At 64.6% G+C, this 15,500-nt stretch carries 16 protein-coding genes; 5 read left to right on the top strand and 11 right to left on the bottom strand.

Annotated features, from left to right (window positions below; translation table 11 throughout):
• Nucleotides 1–15 precede the first annotated feature (15 nt).
• The 3 genes from J6525_RS26670 to J6525_RS26660 all read left to right on the top strand — a co-directional run bounded on the left by J6525_RS26670 (nt 16) and on the right by J6525_RS26660 (nt 1,993).
• Nucleotides 16–300 carry an RNA-binding S4 domain-containing protein gene (locus J6525_RS26670; RefSeq protein WP_225646890.1) on the top strand — a complete coding sequence of 95 codons (285 nt, stop codon included), beginning with the start codon at nt 16–18 and terminating at the stop codon, nt 298–300.
• 136 nt (nt 301–436) lie between these two features.
• On the top strand, nt 437–775 hold the full coding sequence (fdxA, locus tag J6525_RS26665; protein ID WP_016844914.1) for a ferredoxin FdxA: 339 nt from the start codon (nt 437–439) through the stop codon (nt 773–775).
• A gap of 411 nt (nt 776–1,186) precedes the next feature.
• Nucleotides 1,187–1,993: a CarD family transcriptional regulator gene (locus J6525_RS26660; protein WP_080686805.1), complete on the top strand. Its 807-nt coding sequence runs from the start codon at nt 1,187–1,189 to the stop codon at nt 1,991–1,993.
• 112 nt (nt 1,994–2,105) lie between these two features.
• Here the strand turns inward: J6525_RS26660 and J6525_RS26655 are convergent, their stop codons facing one another.
• From J6525_RS26655 to cyoA, 8 genes are all read right to left on the bottom strand, one after another.
• Nucleotides 2,106–2,468: a hypothetical protein gene (locus J6525_RS26655; protein WP_225646889.1), complete on the bottom strand. Its 363-nt coding sequence runs from the start codon at nt 2,466–2,468 to the stop codon at nt 2,106–2,108.
• A gap of 190 nt (nt 2,469–2,658) precedes the next feature.
• Nucleotides 2,659–3,195 (bottom strand): response regulator transcription factor, encoded by a 537-nt coding sequence (locus tag J6525_RS26650; RefSeq protein WP_057015515.1) that lies wholly within the window; start codon nt 3,193–3,195, stop codon nt 2,659–2,661.
• Nucleotides 3,185–4,570 (bottom strand): ATP-binding protein, encoded by a 1,386-nt coding sequence (locus J6525_RS26645; RefSeq protein WP_225646888.1) that lies wholly within the window; start codon nt 4,568–4,570, stop codon nt 3,185–3,187. Before J6525_RS26645 ends, J6525_RS26650 begins: the two co-directional genes overlap by 11 nt.
• The gene (locus tag J6525_RS26640; protein ID WP_225646887.1) at nt 4,542–5,372 is read right to left on the bottom strand and encodes an SURF1 family protein; all 831 of its coding nucleotides are present in this window, start codon (nt 5,370–5,372) and stop codon (nt 4,542–4,544) included. The genes J6525_RS26645 and J6525_RS26640 overlap by 29 nt, the downstream gene beginning before the upstream one ends.
• Before the next feature lie 2 nt (nt 5,373–5,374).
• The gene (gene cyoD, locus J6525_RS26635) at nt 5,375–5,776 is read right to left on the bottom strand and encodes a cytochrome o ubiquinol oxidase subunit IV (RefSeq protein ID WP_076824778.1); all 402 of its coding nucleotides are present in this window, start codon (nt 5,774–5,776) and stop codon (nt 5,375–5,377) included.
• Entirely contained in the window at nt 5,773–6,405 is a 633-nt protein-coding gene (gene cyoC, locus J6525_RS26630; RefSeq protein WP_225163208.1) for a cytochrome o ubiquinol oxidase subunit III, read from the bottom strand. Before cyoC ends, cyoD begins: the two co-directional genes overlap by 4 nt.
• Nucleotides 6,402–8,405, bottom strand: a complete 2,004-nt coding sequence (gene cyoB, locus J6525_RS26625) for a cytochrome o ubiquinol oxidase subunit I (protein WP_225646886.1) — start codon at nt 8,403–8,405, stop codon at nt 6,402–6,404. Before cyoB ends, cyoC begins: the two co-directional genes overlap by 4 nt.
• A gap of 10 nt (nt 8,406–8,415) precedes the next feature.
• A complete protein-coding gene (gene cyoA / locus J6525_RS26620) occupies nt 8,416–9,582 on the bottom strand; it encodes a ubiquinol oxidase subunit II (protein ID WP_225646885.1) in 1,167 nt (388 codons plus the stop codon).
• 233 nt (nt 9,583–9,815) lie between these two features.
• On the opposite strand from cyoA, the gene J6525_RS26615 reads away from it, so the two are divergent.
• Nucleotides 9,816–11,105 (top strand): MFS transporter, encoded by a 1,290-nt coding sequence (locus J6525_RS26615; RefSeq protein ID WP_168858674.1) that lies wholly within the window; start codon nt 9,816–9,818, stop codon nt 11,103–11,105.
• A gap of 137 nt (nt 11,106–11,242) precedes the next feature.
• Here the strand turns inward: J6525_RS26615 and J6525_RS26610 are convergent, their stop codons facing one another.
• A complete protein-coding gene (locus J6525_RS26610; protein WP_225646884.1) occupies nt 11,243–12,052 on the bottom strand; it encodes a transporter in 810 nt (269 codons plus the stop codon).
• Nucleotides 12,053–12,244: 192 nt separating this feature from the next.
• Between J6525_RS26610 and J6525_RS26605 the strand changes: the two genes are divergently transcribed.
• Nucleotides 12,245–12,646 carry a c-type cytochrome gene (locus J6525_RS26605; RefSeq protein WP_225646883.1) on the top strand — a complete coding sequence of 134 codons (402 nt, stop codon included), beginning with the start codon at nt 12,245–12,247 and terminating at the stop codon, nt 12,644–12,646.
• 114 nt (nt 12,647–12,760) lie between these two features.
• On the opposite strand, the gene J6525_RS26600 is transcribed toward J6525_RS26605, so the two are convergent.
• Together J6525_RS26600 and J6525_RS26595 are read right to left on the bottom strand one after the other, a co-directional pair.
• Nucleotides 12,761–14,254, bottom strand: coding sequence for a M48 family metalloprotease (locus J6525_RS26600; RefSeq protein ID WP_225646882.1), 1,494 nt, complete (start codon nt 14,252–14,254; stop codon nt 12,761–12,763).
• Between the two features lie 72 nt (nt 14,255–14,326).
• Complete coding sequence (locus J6525_RS26595; protein ID WP_225646916.1) at nt 14,327–15,073, bottom strand: thermonuclease family protein; 747 nt, start codon at nt 15,071–15,073, stop codon at nt 14,327–14,329.
• Nucleotides 15,074–15,500 lie beyond the last annotated feature (427 nt).

Genomic DNA, 15,500 nt, shown 5'->3' with positions numbered 1-15,500 from the left:
AACGCTTGGTCTAGTTTGGATCGACAGCGCCTCGACAAATGGCTGTGGCATGCGCGCCTGGTGAAGGCCCGCACCAGCGCCGCTGAACTCGTCGTATCGGGTCATGTCCGGATCAACGGCACGCGCGAGAAATCGCCGGGCCATGCGGTGAAGGCGGGTGATGTCGTCACCGTCGCGCTGGACCACAGCGTCCGCGTGCTCAAGGTGATCGGCTTTGCCGAGCGGCGCGGCGATGCCAGTTCGGCGCGGGTGCTGTACGAGGATTTGCAGGCCGGCAATTTGCAGGCCGGTAAGGAGTAGTTATCTAGCGCTTGCTATCTCAATTTGGGTGGCAGGAGCGTGAGAATACTGGCGTTTTTCGAGGGCCGCTTCCCTTGCGGCCCCGGTATTCCTGCGCTACGCAACCCCAGAAAAATCGATCGTTCCGGAGTTTTGGATGACCTACGTCGTCACTGAAGCCTGCATCAAGTGCAAATATACCGACTGCGTCGAGGTCTGCCCCGTCGATTGCTTCTACGAGGGCGAGAACATGCTGGTCATCCATCCCGACGAATGCATTGATTGCGGCGTGTGCGAGCCGGAATGCCCGGCGGACGCCATCAAGCCGGACACCGAGCCGGGCCTGGAAAAGTGGCTCGAGGTCAACCGCGACTACGCCAAGAGCTGGCCGAACATCACCCAGAAGAAGGACTCGCCGGAAGACGCCAAGGAGTGGGAAGGCAAGGAAGGCAAGTTCGAGAAATATTTTTCTCCGAATCCCGGCAGCGGCGACTGATTCGTTAGGGAATACCGTGGTAAGGTCGGGCTCTGGTCCGCCGCGGCCCTCCGTTCGGCCGCCGATTTAACCCTAATGACGGACATATGACCTGAACGGCCCCTGTTATGCCCGGAATCGGGCGTAAACCATTGATTTTTGCGGAAAATGTGCTATATCTGACACATTACAGGCCAAGAACCCCCTGCCATGCGTACCTTGTGGCTTCGAGGTTCCCGCAAACTCGAACAGGGGCGTGGCAGTTTCCGCGCGCAGGCTGTGTCACAGAAAACGCGTAAAAAGAGTGCTTCAAAGACGACGAAAAAAGCCGCTGTCGTTGCTCGCAGCGCAACCAAGGGCCGTGCCAAGGCGTCCGTGAAGGGGGCCAAGAAGGCGGCGGCTGCAAAGTCCTCAAAGAACAAAAGAAGCGTGATGCCAGAAAAGACTGCCAAGACTGCCGCGAAAGCGGCAGCTGCGAAGCCCGCTGCTGCCAAGGTCGCCCCCAAGCCTGCCGCGACCAAGACGGCTGCTGCGCCGAAGCCGGCCGCCCCGAAGGCTGCCGTCCCCGCCGCTGCTCCGAAGGCCGCCGCCAAGCCGGCCGCCGCGCCGCGCGTCGAGGAGCCGAAGAAGGTCGTGACGCAGCGTCAGGGCTTCAAGGCTAATGAATTCGTGGTCTATCCCGCTCACGGCGTCGGCCAGATCCTGGCGATCGAGGAGCAGGAGATCGCGGGCGCCAAGCTCGAGCTGTTCGTGATCAATTTCATGAAGGACAAGATGACGCTGCGCGTCCCGACGGCGAAGGTCGCCAATGTCGGCATGCGCAAGCTGTCGGAGCCGGCGCTGGTCAAGAAGGCGCTGGAGACGCTGAAGGGCCGCGCCCGCGTCAAGCGCACCATGTGGTCGCGCCGCGCCCAGGAATACGAAGCGAAGATCAACTCGGGCGACATCGTCGCGATCGCCGAGGTGGTCCGCGACCTCTATCGTTCGGAATCGCAGCCCGAGCAGTCCTATAGCGAACGCCAGCTCTATGAAGCGGCGCTCGACCGTCTGTCGCGCGAGATCGCGGTCGTGCAGCACTCGACCGAGACCGAGGCGATCAAGGAGATCGAAGGCCAGCTCGCCAAGAGCCCGCGCCGCGGCGCCAAGGCAGAAGCCGAGGGTGAAGGCGAGGGCGATGCCGACGGCGAGGATGCCGATACCGATGGCGACGATACCGCCGTCGAGGACGAAGCCGCCTGAAAGGGTTCGACGGATTGAAAACAAAAGCCCGGTCGCAAGACCGGGCTTTTTGCTTTGGCGCCGAGCGGGCAGCTTCTGCTGGCGACGCTGCCATTGCTGCCGCGCCGTGTGCTCAATACGAGCGCTGCTTGATGCCCCAGTGGTCGTTCTCGGACGTCACGATCCACAGATTGCGGTGACGGCTGGCAACCGACCCGTCGGCGCGGTCGCGGCTGTATTCGACCAGCAGGTGCACCTTGCGCGGACTGACCAGCACCGCCTCCTTGCGCTGATAGGTGCTCTTCGCCCATCCCGTGGTGCGCGCCAGATCGTCGAAGAACGACGTCGGCAGCTGGCCGGGGCCTTCCCAGATCACGAGCTGCTCGCCGGAGAGGATGACGTGCGGGAAGTGCAGCAGCGCATCCATGCCGGCGAGATCGCGGGCGTTGAAGCGGTCGGTGAATTCGTCGATGCGGCGGATCGCCGCCGCGATCATGGCCGCGTCGTCGGCGTCATCTGTGCTGGGCTGGAAGAGGTTGTCGGCACTGCTCGGCCGCTGCTATACATCCGCGGCGAAGCGAACGGCAACGGCGTGGCGGATCCGTAGCATGGATGAAGCGCAGCTTGACCGCGGATGGTTCGATCCCGGATTGCGCTTCGCTCCATCCGGGCTACGCTAGCCTGTGCTACTTCACCCGCTGCTTCTCGAGCTTGCGCGCCAATGTCCGGCGGTGCATGCCGAGTCGGCGGGCGGCTTCCGAGATGTTGAAGTCGGTCTCCATCAGGGTCTGGTGGATGCGCTCCCATTCCAGCGTCTTGATCGACGTCGGCCGCGCACCGACCTCGATGGCGGCATTGCCCTGCGCTTTAAGGAACGCGGCCTCGATGTCATCGGTGTTCGACGGCTTGGCCAGATAGTGGCAGGCGCCGAGCTTGATCGCCTCGACCGCGGTTGCGATGCTGGCAAAGCCGGTCAGCACGACGATCAGCATCTCAGGATCATGCGTGTGCAACGCCTCGACGCAGGCAAGGCCCGATGCACCGCCGGCGAGCTTCAGGTCGACGACCGCATAGCCGGGCGATTGCTGCTCGAGCAGCTGGCGGACCTCGTCGAGCGAGGCCGACACCGCCACATCATAGCCGCGGCGCTCGAACGAGCGCTTCAATGTGCGGGCGAAACCCGCATCGTCCTCGACGATCAGGAGCTGGCGTTCATCCGTCAAGATGGTCTCCGATCCCGAGCGTCGAGAGCGGCAGCTCGAGCCTGACCGCGGCGCCGATGTCCGGCCGGTTGCGCGCCGTCACCACGCCGCCCAGCTTGCGCACCACGTTGACCACCAGGAACAGGCCGAGGCCGCTGCCGGGGCTGCCCTTGGTCGATTGATACGGCTTGCCGATATGCGCCAGCATCTCGCGCGAGAAGCCCGGGCCGCGATCGGTCACCGACAGCACCAGCGTGTCGGCATTGCGCTCGGCGGTCAGCTCGATCCAGTCGCGCGACACCTCGGCGGCGTTGTCGAGCACGTTGAAGATCGCCTGCTTGAGCGCGATGTCGGATACGATCGCGAGATCAGCGCCGAAGGCGTTGCGGAAATACAGCGTGGCCGACGGCCGCGTCGTCCGCCATTCCTCCACCAATGCCGTCAGGAACGCCGTGACCGTGGTCGGCGAGGAGCCTTCGCCGCGGGCTTCGCCCGCCGAGAGCAAGATGCCCGTCACGATCGACTTGCAGCGCTGCACCGAGATCTCCATCTCGCCGAGGTCCTGCGACATTTCAGGGTCGGAGGCGAGCGCGGGCATCCGGCGCCAGTCGCCGAGGATGACCGAGAGCGAGGCGAGCGGCGTGCCGAGCTCATGCGCGGCGCCGGAGGCCAGGAGGCCGATCCGGACGATGTGATCCTGCTCGGCGGCGTGCTGGCGCAGCGCCGCGAGGCGCAGGTCGCGATCGCGCAGATTGCGGTTGATCCGGGTCATGAACACCACGAGCAGCACGGCGTCGAGCACGAGGCCGATGAAGGTGCCGGCGATATAGAGGTTGAAGGCATCGGCGAAGCCGTGCTGCGGCAGCTCGAGCGGCCGGTAATAGCTGGTCAGCCAGGCGAAGTTCATGCAGACCAGCGCCACCAGCGACCAGGTCGAGGGCGCGTCGAGCAGCACCGCGCCAAGCGTCACCTGCAGCAGGTAGAGCGAGGTGAACGGGTTGGTGGCGCCGCCGCTGAGGTAGAGCAGGGCGGTCAGCGCCGCGACGTCGAGCGCCAGCGCGACCAGCAGCTCGCGGTTGTTGATGTCGGCGCGGTAGCGCAGCCACAGCAGGCTGACGACATTGAGTGCCACCAGCCCGGAGATCACGGCCGCCAAGGGCAGCAGCGGCACCGCGACGCCCATCCAGAACTGCACGAAGCCGATGGTGGCGATCTGGCCGATCACGGCGATCCAGCGCAGCTGGACCAGGAGGGCCATGTTCTTGCGATTGGTCGCGATGTCGGCGGGCGCTGCGAGGTCGAACGGCATGCCGGCGGCCGCGCCCGCGGCGGACGGCGTTACCGCCGCGCCGGTCGCGGCCTTGTCGTCATGCAGATCCGATGTGCGCTCGAGCATCTGGGCCTGTGTCGCGAGACAGATTGCGGGCTGCGCCGATCAAGCGGCGCACGGCGGCGCGCCGTGAACCCCACCTTGGATCGGAGGCGCCGGCGCGGCTCCTGCCGCCGATGACGCGCAGGAGCGCGCCCGCCAGCATAAGGGCCAGTGCGAACCATGTCAGCGCGTAAATCAGGTGGTTGTTCGGAAACCGCACGATCGTGAGCCCGCCGATTGGGTAGCCGCCCGGATTTGGCGTCGCATCGGCGTCGATGAAGAAGGGGGCTACATGCGACAGTCCGTGCGCGGCGGCGATGGCGGCGACGTCGCGGGAATACCAGCGGCCGGCCGAAGCATCGTTGCTGCGCAGGAAGCCGCCCTTCGGCTCCGACATCCGCAGCAGTCCGGTGACGCTGACGGCGCCCTGCGGCTCGCCATCGCGCCGTGTCGCGGGATCGCGTTTATCAGCGGGAACAAAGCCGCGGTTGACCAGCACGGTGGTTCCGTCGGCGGCTTGCAGCGGGGTCAGTACCCAGAAGCCGGGACCTTCGACCGTGACGGCCTGCACCAGCGTTTCGTCGGCGTTGAGGAACGTGCCGCGTAGGGTGACGCGGCGGTATTCATCGCTCGCGGCCGTGACCGCCGGCCATGACGATGGGGGCGGCGGCGCGACCGGCGCGGCATGCATGCGCTGCTCGACCCGCTCGATCAGCGCCAGCTTCCAGGTCCGGCGTTCGATCTGCCAGATACCGAGCGCGCTCAGCAGCACCACGCCCAGCATGCCGAGCGTGAGCAGCAACAGCGAGGGTCTGGCAGACCGCATCGTCACGGCATCTGGCTCATGTCGTGCAGCGGCATCATGTTGATGTTGAGATGATGCATGACCCACAGCGAGCCGGTCAGCGCGATCACCACCATGACCACGGTGAAGATCATCGCCATCATGGTCCAGCCGTTCTCGGACCGCGTGTTCATGTGCAGGAAGTACACCATGTGAACGACGATCTGTACCGCGGCGAGCACCAGCACGATCAGCGCGGTGACCTGCTTGTCGGCGATCGCGCCGGTCATCACCAGCCAAAACGGCACCGCGGTGAGGACGACGGAGAGACCGAAGCCGATCAGATAGCTCTGCAGCGAGCCGTGCGCCGCGCCGCCGTGATCGCCATGTCCGTGGCTGGCATTGGCTTCGAGCGTATGAGCTTTGGCGTGAGCTTTTGTTGTCATCGCAGCATTCCCAGGAGATAGACGAAGGTGAAGACGCCGATCCAGACCACGTCGAGGAAGTGCCAGAACATCGAGAGGCACATCAGCCGGCGCCGGTTGGCTTCGGTGAGGCCGAAGCGCGCGGTCTGCACCATCAGCGTCACCAGCCAGACCAGGCCGAAGGTGACGTGCAGGCCGTGGGTGCCGACCAGGGTGAAGAATGACGACAGGAAGGCGCTGCGTTGGGGTGTTGCGCCCTCGTGGATCATATGCGCGAACTCGGTGAGCTCGATGCCGAGGAAGGCGAGGCCGAACAGCCCGGTGATGGCGAGCCAGGCTTGCGTCGCGCCGATCCTCGATTTCTCCATCGTCAGCATGGCGAAGCCATAGGTGATCGAGGAGAGCAGCAGCATCGTGGTGTTGAGCGCGACCAGCTTGAGGTCGAACAGGTCCTTCGGCGATGGGCCGGCGGCATAATTGCCGCCGAGCACGCCATAGGTCGCAAACAGCATCGCGAAGATGAGGCAATCGCTCATCAGGTAGATCCAGAAGCCCAGCATGGTGCTGGCGCCTTCCGGATGATCGTGCTCGTCCACAACGTGAAAGATCGGTTCGGAGTCCTGGGTGGAGACGGTTGTTGCTACGCTCATGTCTGGGCTCCCGCGGCGAGCACGCGTGTTCGCGCGTCTTCAGTCCGCACCACCTCATCCGTCTGGATGTGGAAGTCGCGGTGATAGTTGAAGGTGTGGCCGATCGCGACCGCGAGCAGCGCAACGAAGCTGACGGCGGCGAGCCACCAGATGTACCAGATCAGGCCGAACCCCATTACCGTCGCGAGGCCGGCGAGGATGATGCCGGTGCCGGTGTTGGACGGCATGTGGATCGGCTTGAAGCCGGTCAGCGGGCGCCTGTAGCCGCGGCGCTTCATGTCCCACCAGGCGTCGTTGTCGTAGACCACGGGCGTGAAGGCGAAGTTGTAGTCCGGCGGCGGCGACGAGGTCGCCCATTCCAGCGTCCGCGCGTTCCAGGGATCGCCGGTGGTGTCCTTCAGTTGCTCGCGGCGCAGAATGCTGACCGCGAACTGCACCAGCATCGCGACGATGCCGAGCAGGATCAGGAACGCGCCGAAGCCCGCGATGATGAACCAGATCTGCAAAGAGGGATCGTCGAACACGCGGAGCCTTCGGGTCACGCCCATCAGGCCGAGCACGTAGAGCGGCATGAAGGCGAAGTAGAAGCCCGAGACCCAGAACCAGAACGACAGCTTGCCCCAGAACGGATCGAGCCTGAAGCCGAACGCCTTCGGGAACCAGTAGTTGATGCCGGCGAACAGGCCGAACAGCACGCCGCCGATGATCACGTTGTGGAAATGCGCGATCAGGAACAGGCTGTTATGCAGCACGAAATCGGCCGGCGGCACCGCCAGCAGCACGCCGGTCATGCCGCCGATCACGAAGGTCAGCATGAATGCCACCGTCCACATCATCGGCAGCTCGAAGCGGATTCGGCCGCGATACATCGTGAACAGCCAGTTGAACATCTTCGCGCCCGTCGGGATCGAGATGATCATGGTGGTGATGCCGAAGAACGAGTTGACGCTGGCGCCGGAGCCCATCGTGAAGAAGTGGTGCAGCCAGACCAGGTAGGACAGGATGGTGATGACGACGGTGGCGTAGACCATCGAGGTGTAGCCGAACAGCCGCTTGCCGGAAAACGTCGCGGTCACCTCGGAGAAGATGCCGAACGCCGGCAACACCAGGATGTAGACCTCGGGGTGGCCCCAGATCCAGATCAGGTTCACGTACATCATCGGGTTGCCGCCGAAGTCGTTCGTGAAGAAGTTGGTGCCGACGTAACGGTCGAGCGACAGCAGCGCCAGCACCGCCGTCAGCACCGGGAAGGAGGCGACGATCAGGACGTTGGTGCAGAGCGAGGTCCAGGTGAACACCGGCATCTTCATCATCGTCATGCCCGGCGCGCGCAGCTTGACGATGGTGCAGATCAGGTTGATGCCCGATAGCGTCGTGCCGACGCCGGCGACCTGTAGTCCCCATATGTAATAGTCGACGCCGACGTCGGGACTGTAGCCGATGTTCGACAGCGGCGGGTAGGCGAGCCAGCCGGTGCGGGCGAATTCGCCGACGAACAGCGACATCATCACCAGCACGGCGCCGCCGACCGTCATCCAGAAGCTGAAATTGTTGAGGAACGGGAAGGAGACGTCGCGGGCGCCGATCTGCAGCGGCACCACATAGTTCATCAGGCCGGTCACCAGCGGCATCGCCACGAAGAAGATCATGATCACGCCGTGCGCGGTGAAGATCTGGTCGTAGTGATGGGCCGGCAGATAACCGTCGGAGCCGCCAAAGGCGATCGCCTGCTGCAGGCGCATCATCAGCGCGTCCGCGAAGCCGCGCAGCAGCATCACGATGCCGAGGATCATGTACATGATGCCGATGCGCTTGTGGTCGACGGTGGTGAACCACTCGCGCCACAGATAGGTCCAGAGCCGGAAGTAGGTGACGATCGCAAACAGCGCGAGGCCGCCGGTCGCCACCACCGCAAACGTGCCGACCAGGATCGGCTCGTGGATCGGCAGCGCCTCCAGATTGAGGCGGCCGAAGATCATCTTGACGAGATCGGGATTCATGCGGTCCTCCTCAGGACTCTGATTTCGGACGCTGACCGAGCAGCAAGGATGTCGACGACGGATGCGCGGGCGAGAACGGTGGGCGCTTCAGCCCGAAGCCGCGCAGCGGCGTCAGGTCGAGCGGCGCGGTGATCTCGTGCGACGGCGCGTCCTTGATCTCGTCCATCGAACAGATGCCGGCGACGAAGGTCGGCTCAGAGCCGAGCGGCGCGCCGCGGCGGGCGTATTTGTCGTAGGTCAGCGGCAGTGTGTTGTTGAAGCCTTCGCGGCCGAGGCCGCCCTTGGCGTCGATCGCCATCATCTCGCTCATGCACATCTTGCCGGGCTCGACGCACATGTTGAGGACCGCCTTGTAGAGATCGCGGTCGACCGAGCGGTAGAGCCGGACCGGATCGTTCTGGCTCGGACGCTCGAGCTGCAGATAGTCGGTGCGGCCGAGCATATTGGCGCTGGTCTTGGCGGTGGCGATCCACTTGTCGAAATCGGCGCCAGACAGGCTCTTGAAGTCGAAGTGCATGCCGGAGAAGCCGGCGCCGCTGTAATTGGCGGAGAAGCCGCGATAGGTGCCTTCCTTGTTGGCGACCGCGTGCAGCTTGGTCTCCATGCCGGGCATGGCGTAGATCTGGCCGGCAAGCGCGGGGATATAGAACGAGTTCATCACGGAGGACGCCGTGATGCGGAAGCGGATCGGGCGGTCGACCGGAGCTGCGAGCTCGTTGACGGCGGCGACGCCGTAGTCCGGGTAGATGAACAGCCACTTCCAGTCGAGCGCGACCACCTCGACATTGAGCGGGGCGTCCTTGCTCTCGATCGGCTTGTCGGCGGCGATGCGGCCGAGCGAGCGGTAGGGATCGAGCAGATGGGTGCCCATCCAGGTCAGCGCGCCGAGGCAAATGATGATCAGCAGCGGCGCCGACCAGATCACGAGCTCGAGCTGGGTGGAGTGATCCCACTCCGGCTCATAGGGAGCCGCGGTGTTCGACTGTCGGTAGCGCCAGGCGAAGAACACGGTCAGCGCCATCACCGGAAGCACGATGATGAGCATCAGCACGGTCGAGATGACGACGAGGTCGCGCTGCTGGGCGGCGATGTCGCCGGCAGGCGCCAGGACGACGAAATCGCACCCGCCAAGGAGCGCCGCGAACGGCAATAAGGCCAATAATTTCAAGGCGCGCACGGCTCACCCCACTTGAATTTTATGAGTTCCGCCAAGGGGTAGCTGCGATGCAGCAAAGTTCACATTGGACAATTTGTCCAATGTTGCACTGCGGGATGGAAGGTCAGAAGGTGAGGTGGACCGCGTGGCAATCTGCCCGTGGCCTCACTTCTCGTTTGAGCACGGTCTGTTCGGAAAACCGGTTGGATCATGCTGAAAAGGACGGTTCTCTGGCGATGGCACAAGCCCCAGCAATGGCTCACGGCACCCCGACCGCATCAGGTCACGGGCAGGCGAAACCCGGCGAAATCGCCATCGGCGTCATCATCGGACGCACGTCGGAATTCTTCGACTTCTTCGTCTATGCGATCGCCTCGGTCATCGTGTTCCCGAAGCTGGTGTTTCCGTTCGTCAATGAACTGACCGGCACGCTCTATTCTTTCGGCATTTTTGCGCTGGCGTTCGCCGCGCGGCCGCTAGGCACCGTCATCTTCATGGCGGTCGACCGCCGCCACGGCAAGGGCGCCAAGCTCGTCATCGCGCTGTTCCTGCTCGGCACCGCAACGGTCGCGCTCGCCTTCCTGCCCGGCTACGACACGATCGGCGTCGCGGCGATCTGGCTGTTGGCCGCCGCGCGCGTGCTGCAGGGCATCGCCTGGGGCGGCGCCTGGGACGGCCTTGCCTCGCTGCTGGCGATGAATTCGCCGGCGCATCGCCGCGGCTGGTACGCGATGGTGCCGCAGCTCGGCGCGCCGCTCGGGCTGATCGTGGCCAGCGCGCTGTTCGCCTTCTTCGCCGGCAACCTCTCGGCGGATGATTTCTTCGACTGGGGCTGGCGCTATCCGTTCTTCGTCGCCTTCGCGATCAACGTGGTGGCGCTGTTCGCGCGGCTGCGCATGGTGGCGACGGATGAATATTCCGAGCTGTTCGAAAGCCGCGATCTGGAGCCGGCGCGGGTCGGCGAGACCATCGCGCAGGAGGGCCGCAACATCCTGCTCGGCGCCTTCGCGCCGCTGGCGAGCTTTGCGCTGTTCCACATGGTCACAGTGTTTCCGCTGTCCTGGGTGTTCCTGTTCACCAAGGAAAGCCCGGTGCGCTTCCTGATCATCGAGATGATCGGCGCCATGGTCGGCGTCGTCGCGATCGTCGCCTCCGGCATGATCGCCGACCGCGTCGGCCGCAAGCCGCTGCTGCTGGGCTCGGCGGTCGCGATCGCGGTGTATAGCGGGTTCGCGCCGCAGCTGCTCGACGCCGGGGCGTTCGGCGAAACGGTGTACATGGTGCTCGGCTTCGTGCTGCTCGGCCTGTCGTTCGGCCAGTCGTCGGGCGCGATCGCCTCGAGCTTCGCGCGCAACTATCGCTACACGGCCTCGGCACTGACCTCGGATTTAGCCTGGCTGTTCGGTGCCGGCTTCGCGCCGCTCGCGGCGCTGCTGCTGGCGACGCATTTCGGCCTGATCTCGGCCGGCGCCTACCTGTTGTCGGGCGCGGTGTGGACGCTGCTGGCGCTGTGGCTGAGCGGATTGCGCGAAGCCGAGGGTTGAGCTCTTCTCCTTCCCCCTGAAAGGGGGAAGGTTGGGATGGGGGTCAGCCACAGGCTCCGCTGCAAGCGGAGAGAGCAGATCCCCACCTGCTTTGCTCTGGCGAGCAAAGCGACCTCCCCTTTTCAAGGGGAGGTGGGCTAGCGAAACAGCCCGTCGACGCGGAACGAGTACCCCAGGCCGACGATGTAGGTCGGTGAGTTGCGGTTGAGTCCGAACGCGACATGGAAGTCGACCTGCTGGGTCGGCGTGATCTGGTACAGGCCGCCGGAGTTGATGAGCTGGGTCGGCCGCGCGCCGTCGGGATAGTCGCCGACATATTCGGTGAACACGCTGATCCGCTCGGTCAGCTTCTTCTCGATCACGAAGGTCGCTTCCGACATGTGCCGGCCGGTCGGCTCGGCGGGACGGAAGAATTCCGTGAACATGCCGCTGACGCCCCAGCCGTCATGCAGCTCCCATGACCACGGCAATTGGATGTAGGGCTGCGCGCCGCGCCCGGCGATTTCGGCAGCGCCCGTCGGCAGCGCGACGCCGGCTGTGATCGAGAGGTCGAGCTTCCCCGGCAGCGGGCTGATCTGCCATTTGATCCCCGGCGCGACGTCGGAAAAGCCCGAGACGCCGGGCGACTTCACAGTGCCGACATAGCTCGGCAGGTCGACCAGCACTTCGAGGCAAGGCGCAATCCCGAGCCGCCAGCGGCTGTTGCTGCCGTCGATACTGCGACCACTGCTGCGGCCGGTCAGGTTGATGCCGTTCTCGTTCTGCAGGCTTCCGACCGGCACGACGATACTCGAATTGGTGACGTCGGGCCGGTCGGTCGCGATTTCGTCGCCCGGCTTGGGACAGCCGTCCGCGCGCGCGGCGGTGGCTGCTGCGAGTGTGAGCGCAGCAAGCACGCACCCGAGTTCGGCAAGTCGAGCGACGGCGCCGAACCGATTCTGAAACACTGGGGAGGCTCCAATAGCCCGGCGCCGCTGCGGAGGTGGCAGCTTTCGATAGAGATCGGCGGCGCGCGGGGAAATTCCCGGTTGGCTCAAAAATCTTCGTCAGTCGTCGGCGGCGCGAGCGCGCGACATTTCAGGGAATAGAATCGCGGCATGGCTGCTCCCGTTGTGGTGGCAAACAGGAGAGCCCCGGGAATGACCATTCGTTCGATCGCAGGCGTGCTGGCGCCGCGGCAAGCCAAAATTGCCGCGATGGCGGCCATCGCGATTCTGCTCGCCCTGAACAGCGCCCGTGCCGCGGGAGATGCGGCGCGCGGCGCCACGCTGTACAAGGGCTGCGGCGATTGCCACTCGATCGACAAGAACGACGTCGGCCCGATGCACAAGGGTGTCGTCGGCCGCCTCGCCGGCTCCGTCGCAGGCTACGACTACTCGCCGGCGCTGAAGAACTCGAAGATCGTGTGGACCGAGCAAAATCTCGACAAATGGCTCACCGGTCCGGACACGATGGTTCCGGGCACCAAGATGTTCTACGAGGTTCAGGATCCGAAGGATCGGGCCGACATCATTGCCTTCCTCAAGGAGAAGGCGAAGTAGTATTCCTAGTAGCCCGGATGGAGCGCAGCGTAATCCGGGACTTTCCTTCCACGAATACACGTCCCGGATTGCGCTTCGCTTCATCCGGGCTACGGGTCACGTTTTCTTGCTGTCTCAATCCACCACGATCTTGACGCGGTCGCGCGGCTTGACCTGGGCGTGGGCGTCGAGGCCGTTGAGCACGCGGAAGCGCTCGGCCGGGTGGTCGACGCCGGACATGCGGTGCGACAGCGATTCCACGGTGTCGCCGGGCTGCACGTTGATGACCTTGATGCGCAGCGGCCGCGCGGCCTGGATCTCGTCGAGCGTCAGGCGGCGGAACGAATTGACGGTCTCGCGCGCGTTGCGCTCGCTCTCGGTGGACTTCTGCTTGGCGGCGAAGATGAAGCGGTAGACGTCGCTGCCGAAGCGCAGCGCATAGACCTTGAACTGCCACTGGTCGCCATGGGCGGTGGCCGACGCCGCCGGAAAGCCGTTGATGTTGAGGTCCTCGGTCGATGACTTCTCGACGCCTTCCATCCAGCCCGAATTCAGGTAATCGCCGAGCGACTGCTCGGCCGGCACCCGCACCACGTCGAAGCGCATCGCCTGGCTGCCGCCCTCGCGCACGCCGATCACCGCCTGCGCGGTGTTGTCGAGCGTGAAATTATCGGGCGCGGTGAAGGTGAAGCCGAGCTTGGGATGCAGGAAGCGGCGGCCGCGCACGAAGCCTTCGCTGGGATCCTCGCCATAGACGATGTTGTCGATCGCGGCGAGATAAGTCTCGCGATCGCGCTCGTTGCTCTCGGGCGATGAGTATTGCCGTGCGGTGGTCTGCGCGTTGTTGATGCGTTCGGGCGTCGCCGGATGCGACGAGGTGAAGTCCTGCGCGCGCGGATCGAGCGCGGTCTTGCCGATCTTGAGCGCCGCATTGCGCTCCATCGCGGTCAGGAAGCGCGCCGCGCCGTAGGGATCGAAATGCGCACGGGCGGCGATCCCGACGCCGATGCCGTCGGCCTCGAACTCCTGCTGCCGCGAGAAGCTCGCCATCGTCAGCTTGGTCTTGGCGAGCGCCAGCGCGGTGAGGTCGGGATCGGTGCTCATGTCGGTGACGACGCGCGTCACCACCGCCGCCTGGCGGGCCTGGTCCTCGCGCATCGCCGCGTGCTTGGCCAGCACATGCGCCATCTCGTGGCTCAGCACCGAGGAGAGCTCGGAGGTGTCGCTGGCGAGCGCAATCAGGCCGCGCGTGACATAGAGCTGGCCGGTCGGCAGCGCGAAGGCGTTGACCGCGCCGGAATTGAGGATCGTGACCTTGTAGGCCTGGTCGGGCCGTTCGGAGGCGGCGACCAGCCGCTCGACGGTCTTGCTGATCAGGGCCTCGAGCTTCGGGTCGTCATAGGCGCCGCCATAGGACGACAGGATGCGCTCATGCTCGCGTTCGCTCGTGGGCGTCTGCTGCACCACGCGGTTCGGCTTTACCGGCGCCACCGCTGCCGTGGGTGTGGCCTGCTCGAACCGGCCGACATTGCCACAGGCCGACAGCGTCAGGGCGGCGCAGACGAGCGCCGGCGCAGCCAAAAGGCGGCGGCCAGTCCCCTCTTCACGCCGTCCTGCGCGCTCAATCACGTCAAAAACTCACAAATTGTCCCGTAAAAAGACCGGGGCAGGGCCCCTGGGTTTCTTGAGTCCCTTGGGCCTCTAGTTCCCGCCGAGCACTTCAAGCTGCCCCACCCGGAGCAGTTCGATTCGCGGCCCACGTCGTGCTTCCACCCAGCCTCGTACACGAATCTTACGATTTTCCAGAGACTTGGGCGTAAGCCCGGCCGCCTCGAACGCAGGGACTATGCGCCTTGAAATAGTCGCGGCAAAGTCCTGAGTCCAGTTTCGACCGAAATTCAGGTAGGTCGTCGCGCCCGCCTGACGCACGGACAAAACCCTGCCCTCGACCACTGTAAAACGCCCGATCCCGGTCAAAATATCGGCGGAACTTTCGGCGTTTTTTATGACGGTGGCCTCGGCCCAGGTTCCCGATCGGGCGGCCCTTGCCTCGGCCTCGGCCGCCATCAGCGCCGCAGCACAGTCCTTGTGGGCGACCTCGGATGACGCCACAGCGAGGCCCTGGCGCAGCAGCTCGCTTTGCACGGGCTTCTCACTGCCTTCGAGGAATGCGTAGGCCGGCTGCCGGCCATAGCGGTCCGGCGTGTCATCCTGTCCGCGCAACGTCACCTCGCGGCCGACCAGCAGCGCCGTCAGTGCAGCGATGGTCTTCGCCTTGTCGGCCACCTCGATACCGGTGAGCTTGATCTCACGGCCGTCGTCGAGCCGCAGGCTGCGCGCATCGACGATGGCGGCGACGCGACCCTCGCCCTGAATCTCGAAATTGCATCCACCCGCTTCGGCGCGTCCGCTGCACGCGCCGATCGCGAGGACGCATGCTGTCATCATCACCGCCCACGGACGGCGACGCCATGCTCTTTCGCGTGGAGGCGTCATGCGGCACTCGTGACTCCGGCGCGCTCCGCTCGGAGCGTGGTCGCCAACAAGGACAGTCTGACGGAAAGATCGCTTCAGAGCCACCTCAAGCGAAGCGAAATCGCATCGAGGGATGCCATCGTTGATTCGGTGGTCAATTTTTCTGCGGCGCTTCTCATCGCGTGCACAGGCGAAATTGGTGTTTCACATCAATGCGTGCCTGTCGCGAGACGAACTCGTCTTCAGCGGCCCTTCTCGTGACGAAAATTGCCGTCCGATCGTGCGCCGGGCGGCTCTCACACGCGTCAACCTTACCCATTCATGATCGCAACTCCGTGCGCGGAATGAGAATTCGTCATTGTTGCCAATGACTTGCGGCGCAAGGTAACTATTCGGCAAT

This window comes from Bradyrhizobium australafricanum (assembly GCF_020329495.1).
Classification (GTDB): Bacteria; Pseudomonadota; Alphaproteobacteria; order Rhizobiales; family Xanthobacteraceae; genus Bradyrhizobium; species Bradyrhizobium australafricanum.
Note: the sequence above shows the minus strand (reverse complement) of the source record. Positions and strands in the feature narration are given on the sequence as shown.

What these genes read in the sequence shown, in the direction of transcription:
- fdxA (WP_016844914.1), top strand. Translation starts at nt 437, where the DNA reads ATGACCTACGTCGTCACTGAAGCCTGCATCAAGTGCAAATATACCGAC.
- J6525_RS26660 (WP_080686805.1), top strand. Translation starts at nt 1,187, where the DNA reads ATGCCAGAAAAGACTGCCAAGACTGCCGCGAAAGCGGCAGCTGCGAAG.
- J6525_RS26655 (WP_225646889.1), bottom strand. Translation starts at nt 2,468, where the DNA reads ATGATCGCGGCGGCGATCCGCCGCATCGACGAATTCACCGACCGCTTC.
- J6525_RS26645 (WP_225646888.1), bottom strand. Translation starts at nt 4,570, where the DNA reads ATGCTCGAGCGCACATCGGATCTGCATGACGACAAGGCCGCGACCGGC.
- J6525_RS26640 (WP_225646887.1), bottom strand. Translation starts at nt 5,372, where the DNA reads ATGCGGTCTGCCAGACCCTCGCTGTTGCTGCTCACGCTCGGCATGCTG.
- cyoD (WP_076824778.1), bottom strand. Translation starts at nt 5,776, where the DNA reads ATGACAACAAAAGCTCACGCCAAAGCTCATACGCTCGAAGCCAATGCC.
- cyoC (WP_225163208.1), bottom strand. Translation starts at nt 6,405, where the DNA reads ATGAGCGTAGCAACAACCGTCTCCACCCAGGACTCCGAACCGATCTTT.
- cyoB (WP_225646886.1), bottom strand. Translation starts at nt 8,405, where the DNA reads ATGAATCCCGATCTCGTCAAGATGATCTTCGGCCGCCTCAATCTGGAG.
- J6525_RS26615 (WP_168858674.1), top strand. Translation starts at nt 9,816, where the DNA reads ATGGCTCACGGCACCCCGACCGCATCAGGTCACGGGCAGGCGAAACCC.
- J6525_RS26605 (WP_225646883.1), top strand. Translation starts at nt 12,245, where the DNA reads ATGACCATTCGTTCGATCGCAGGCGTGCTGGCGCCGCGGCAAGCCAAA.
- J6525_RS26595 (WP_225646916.1), bottom strand. Translation starts at nt 15,073, where the DNA reads ATGATGACAGCATGCGTCCTCGCGATCGGCGCGTGCAGCGGACGCGCC.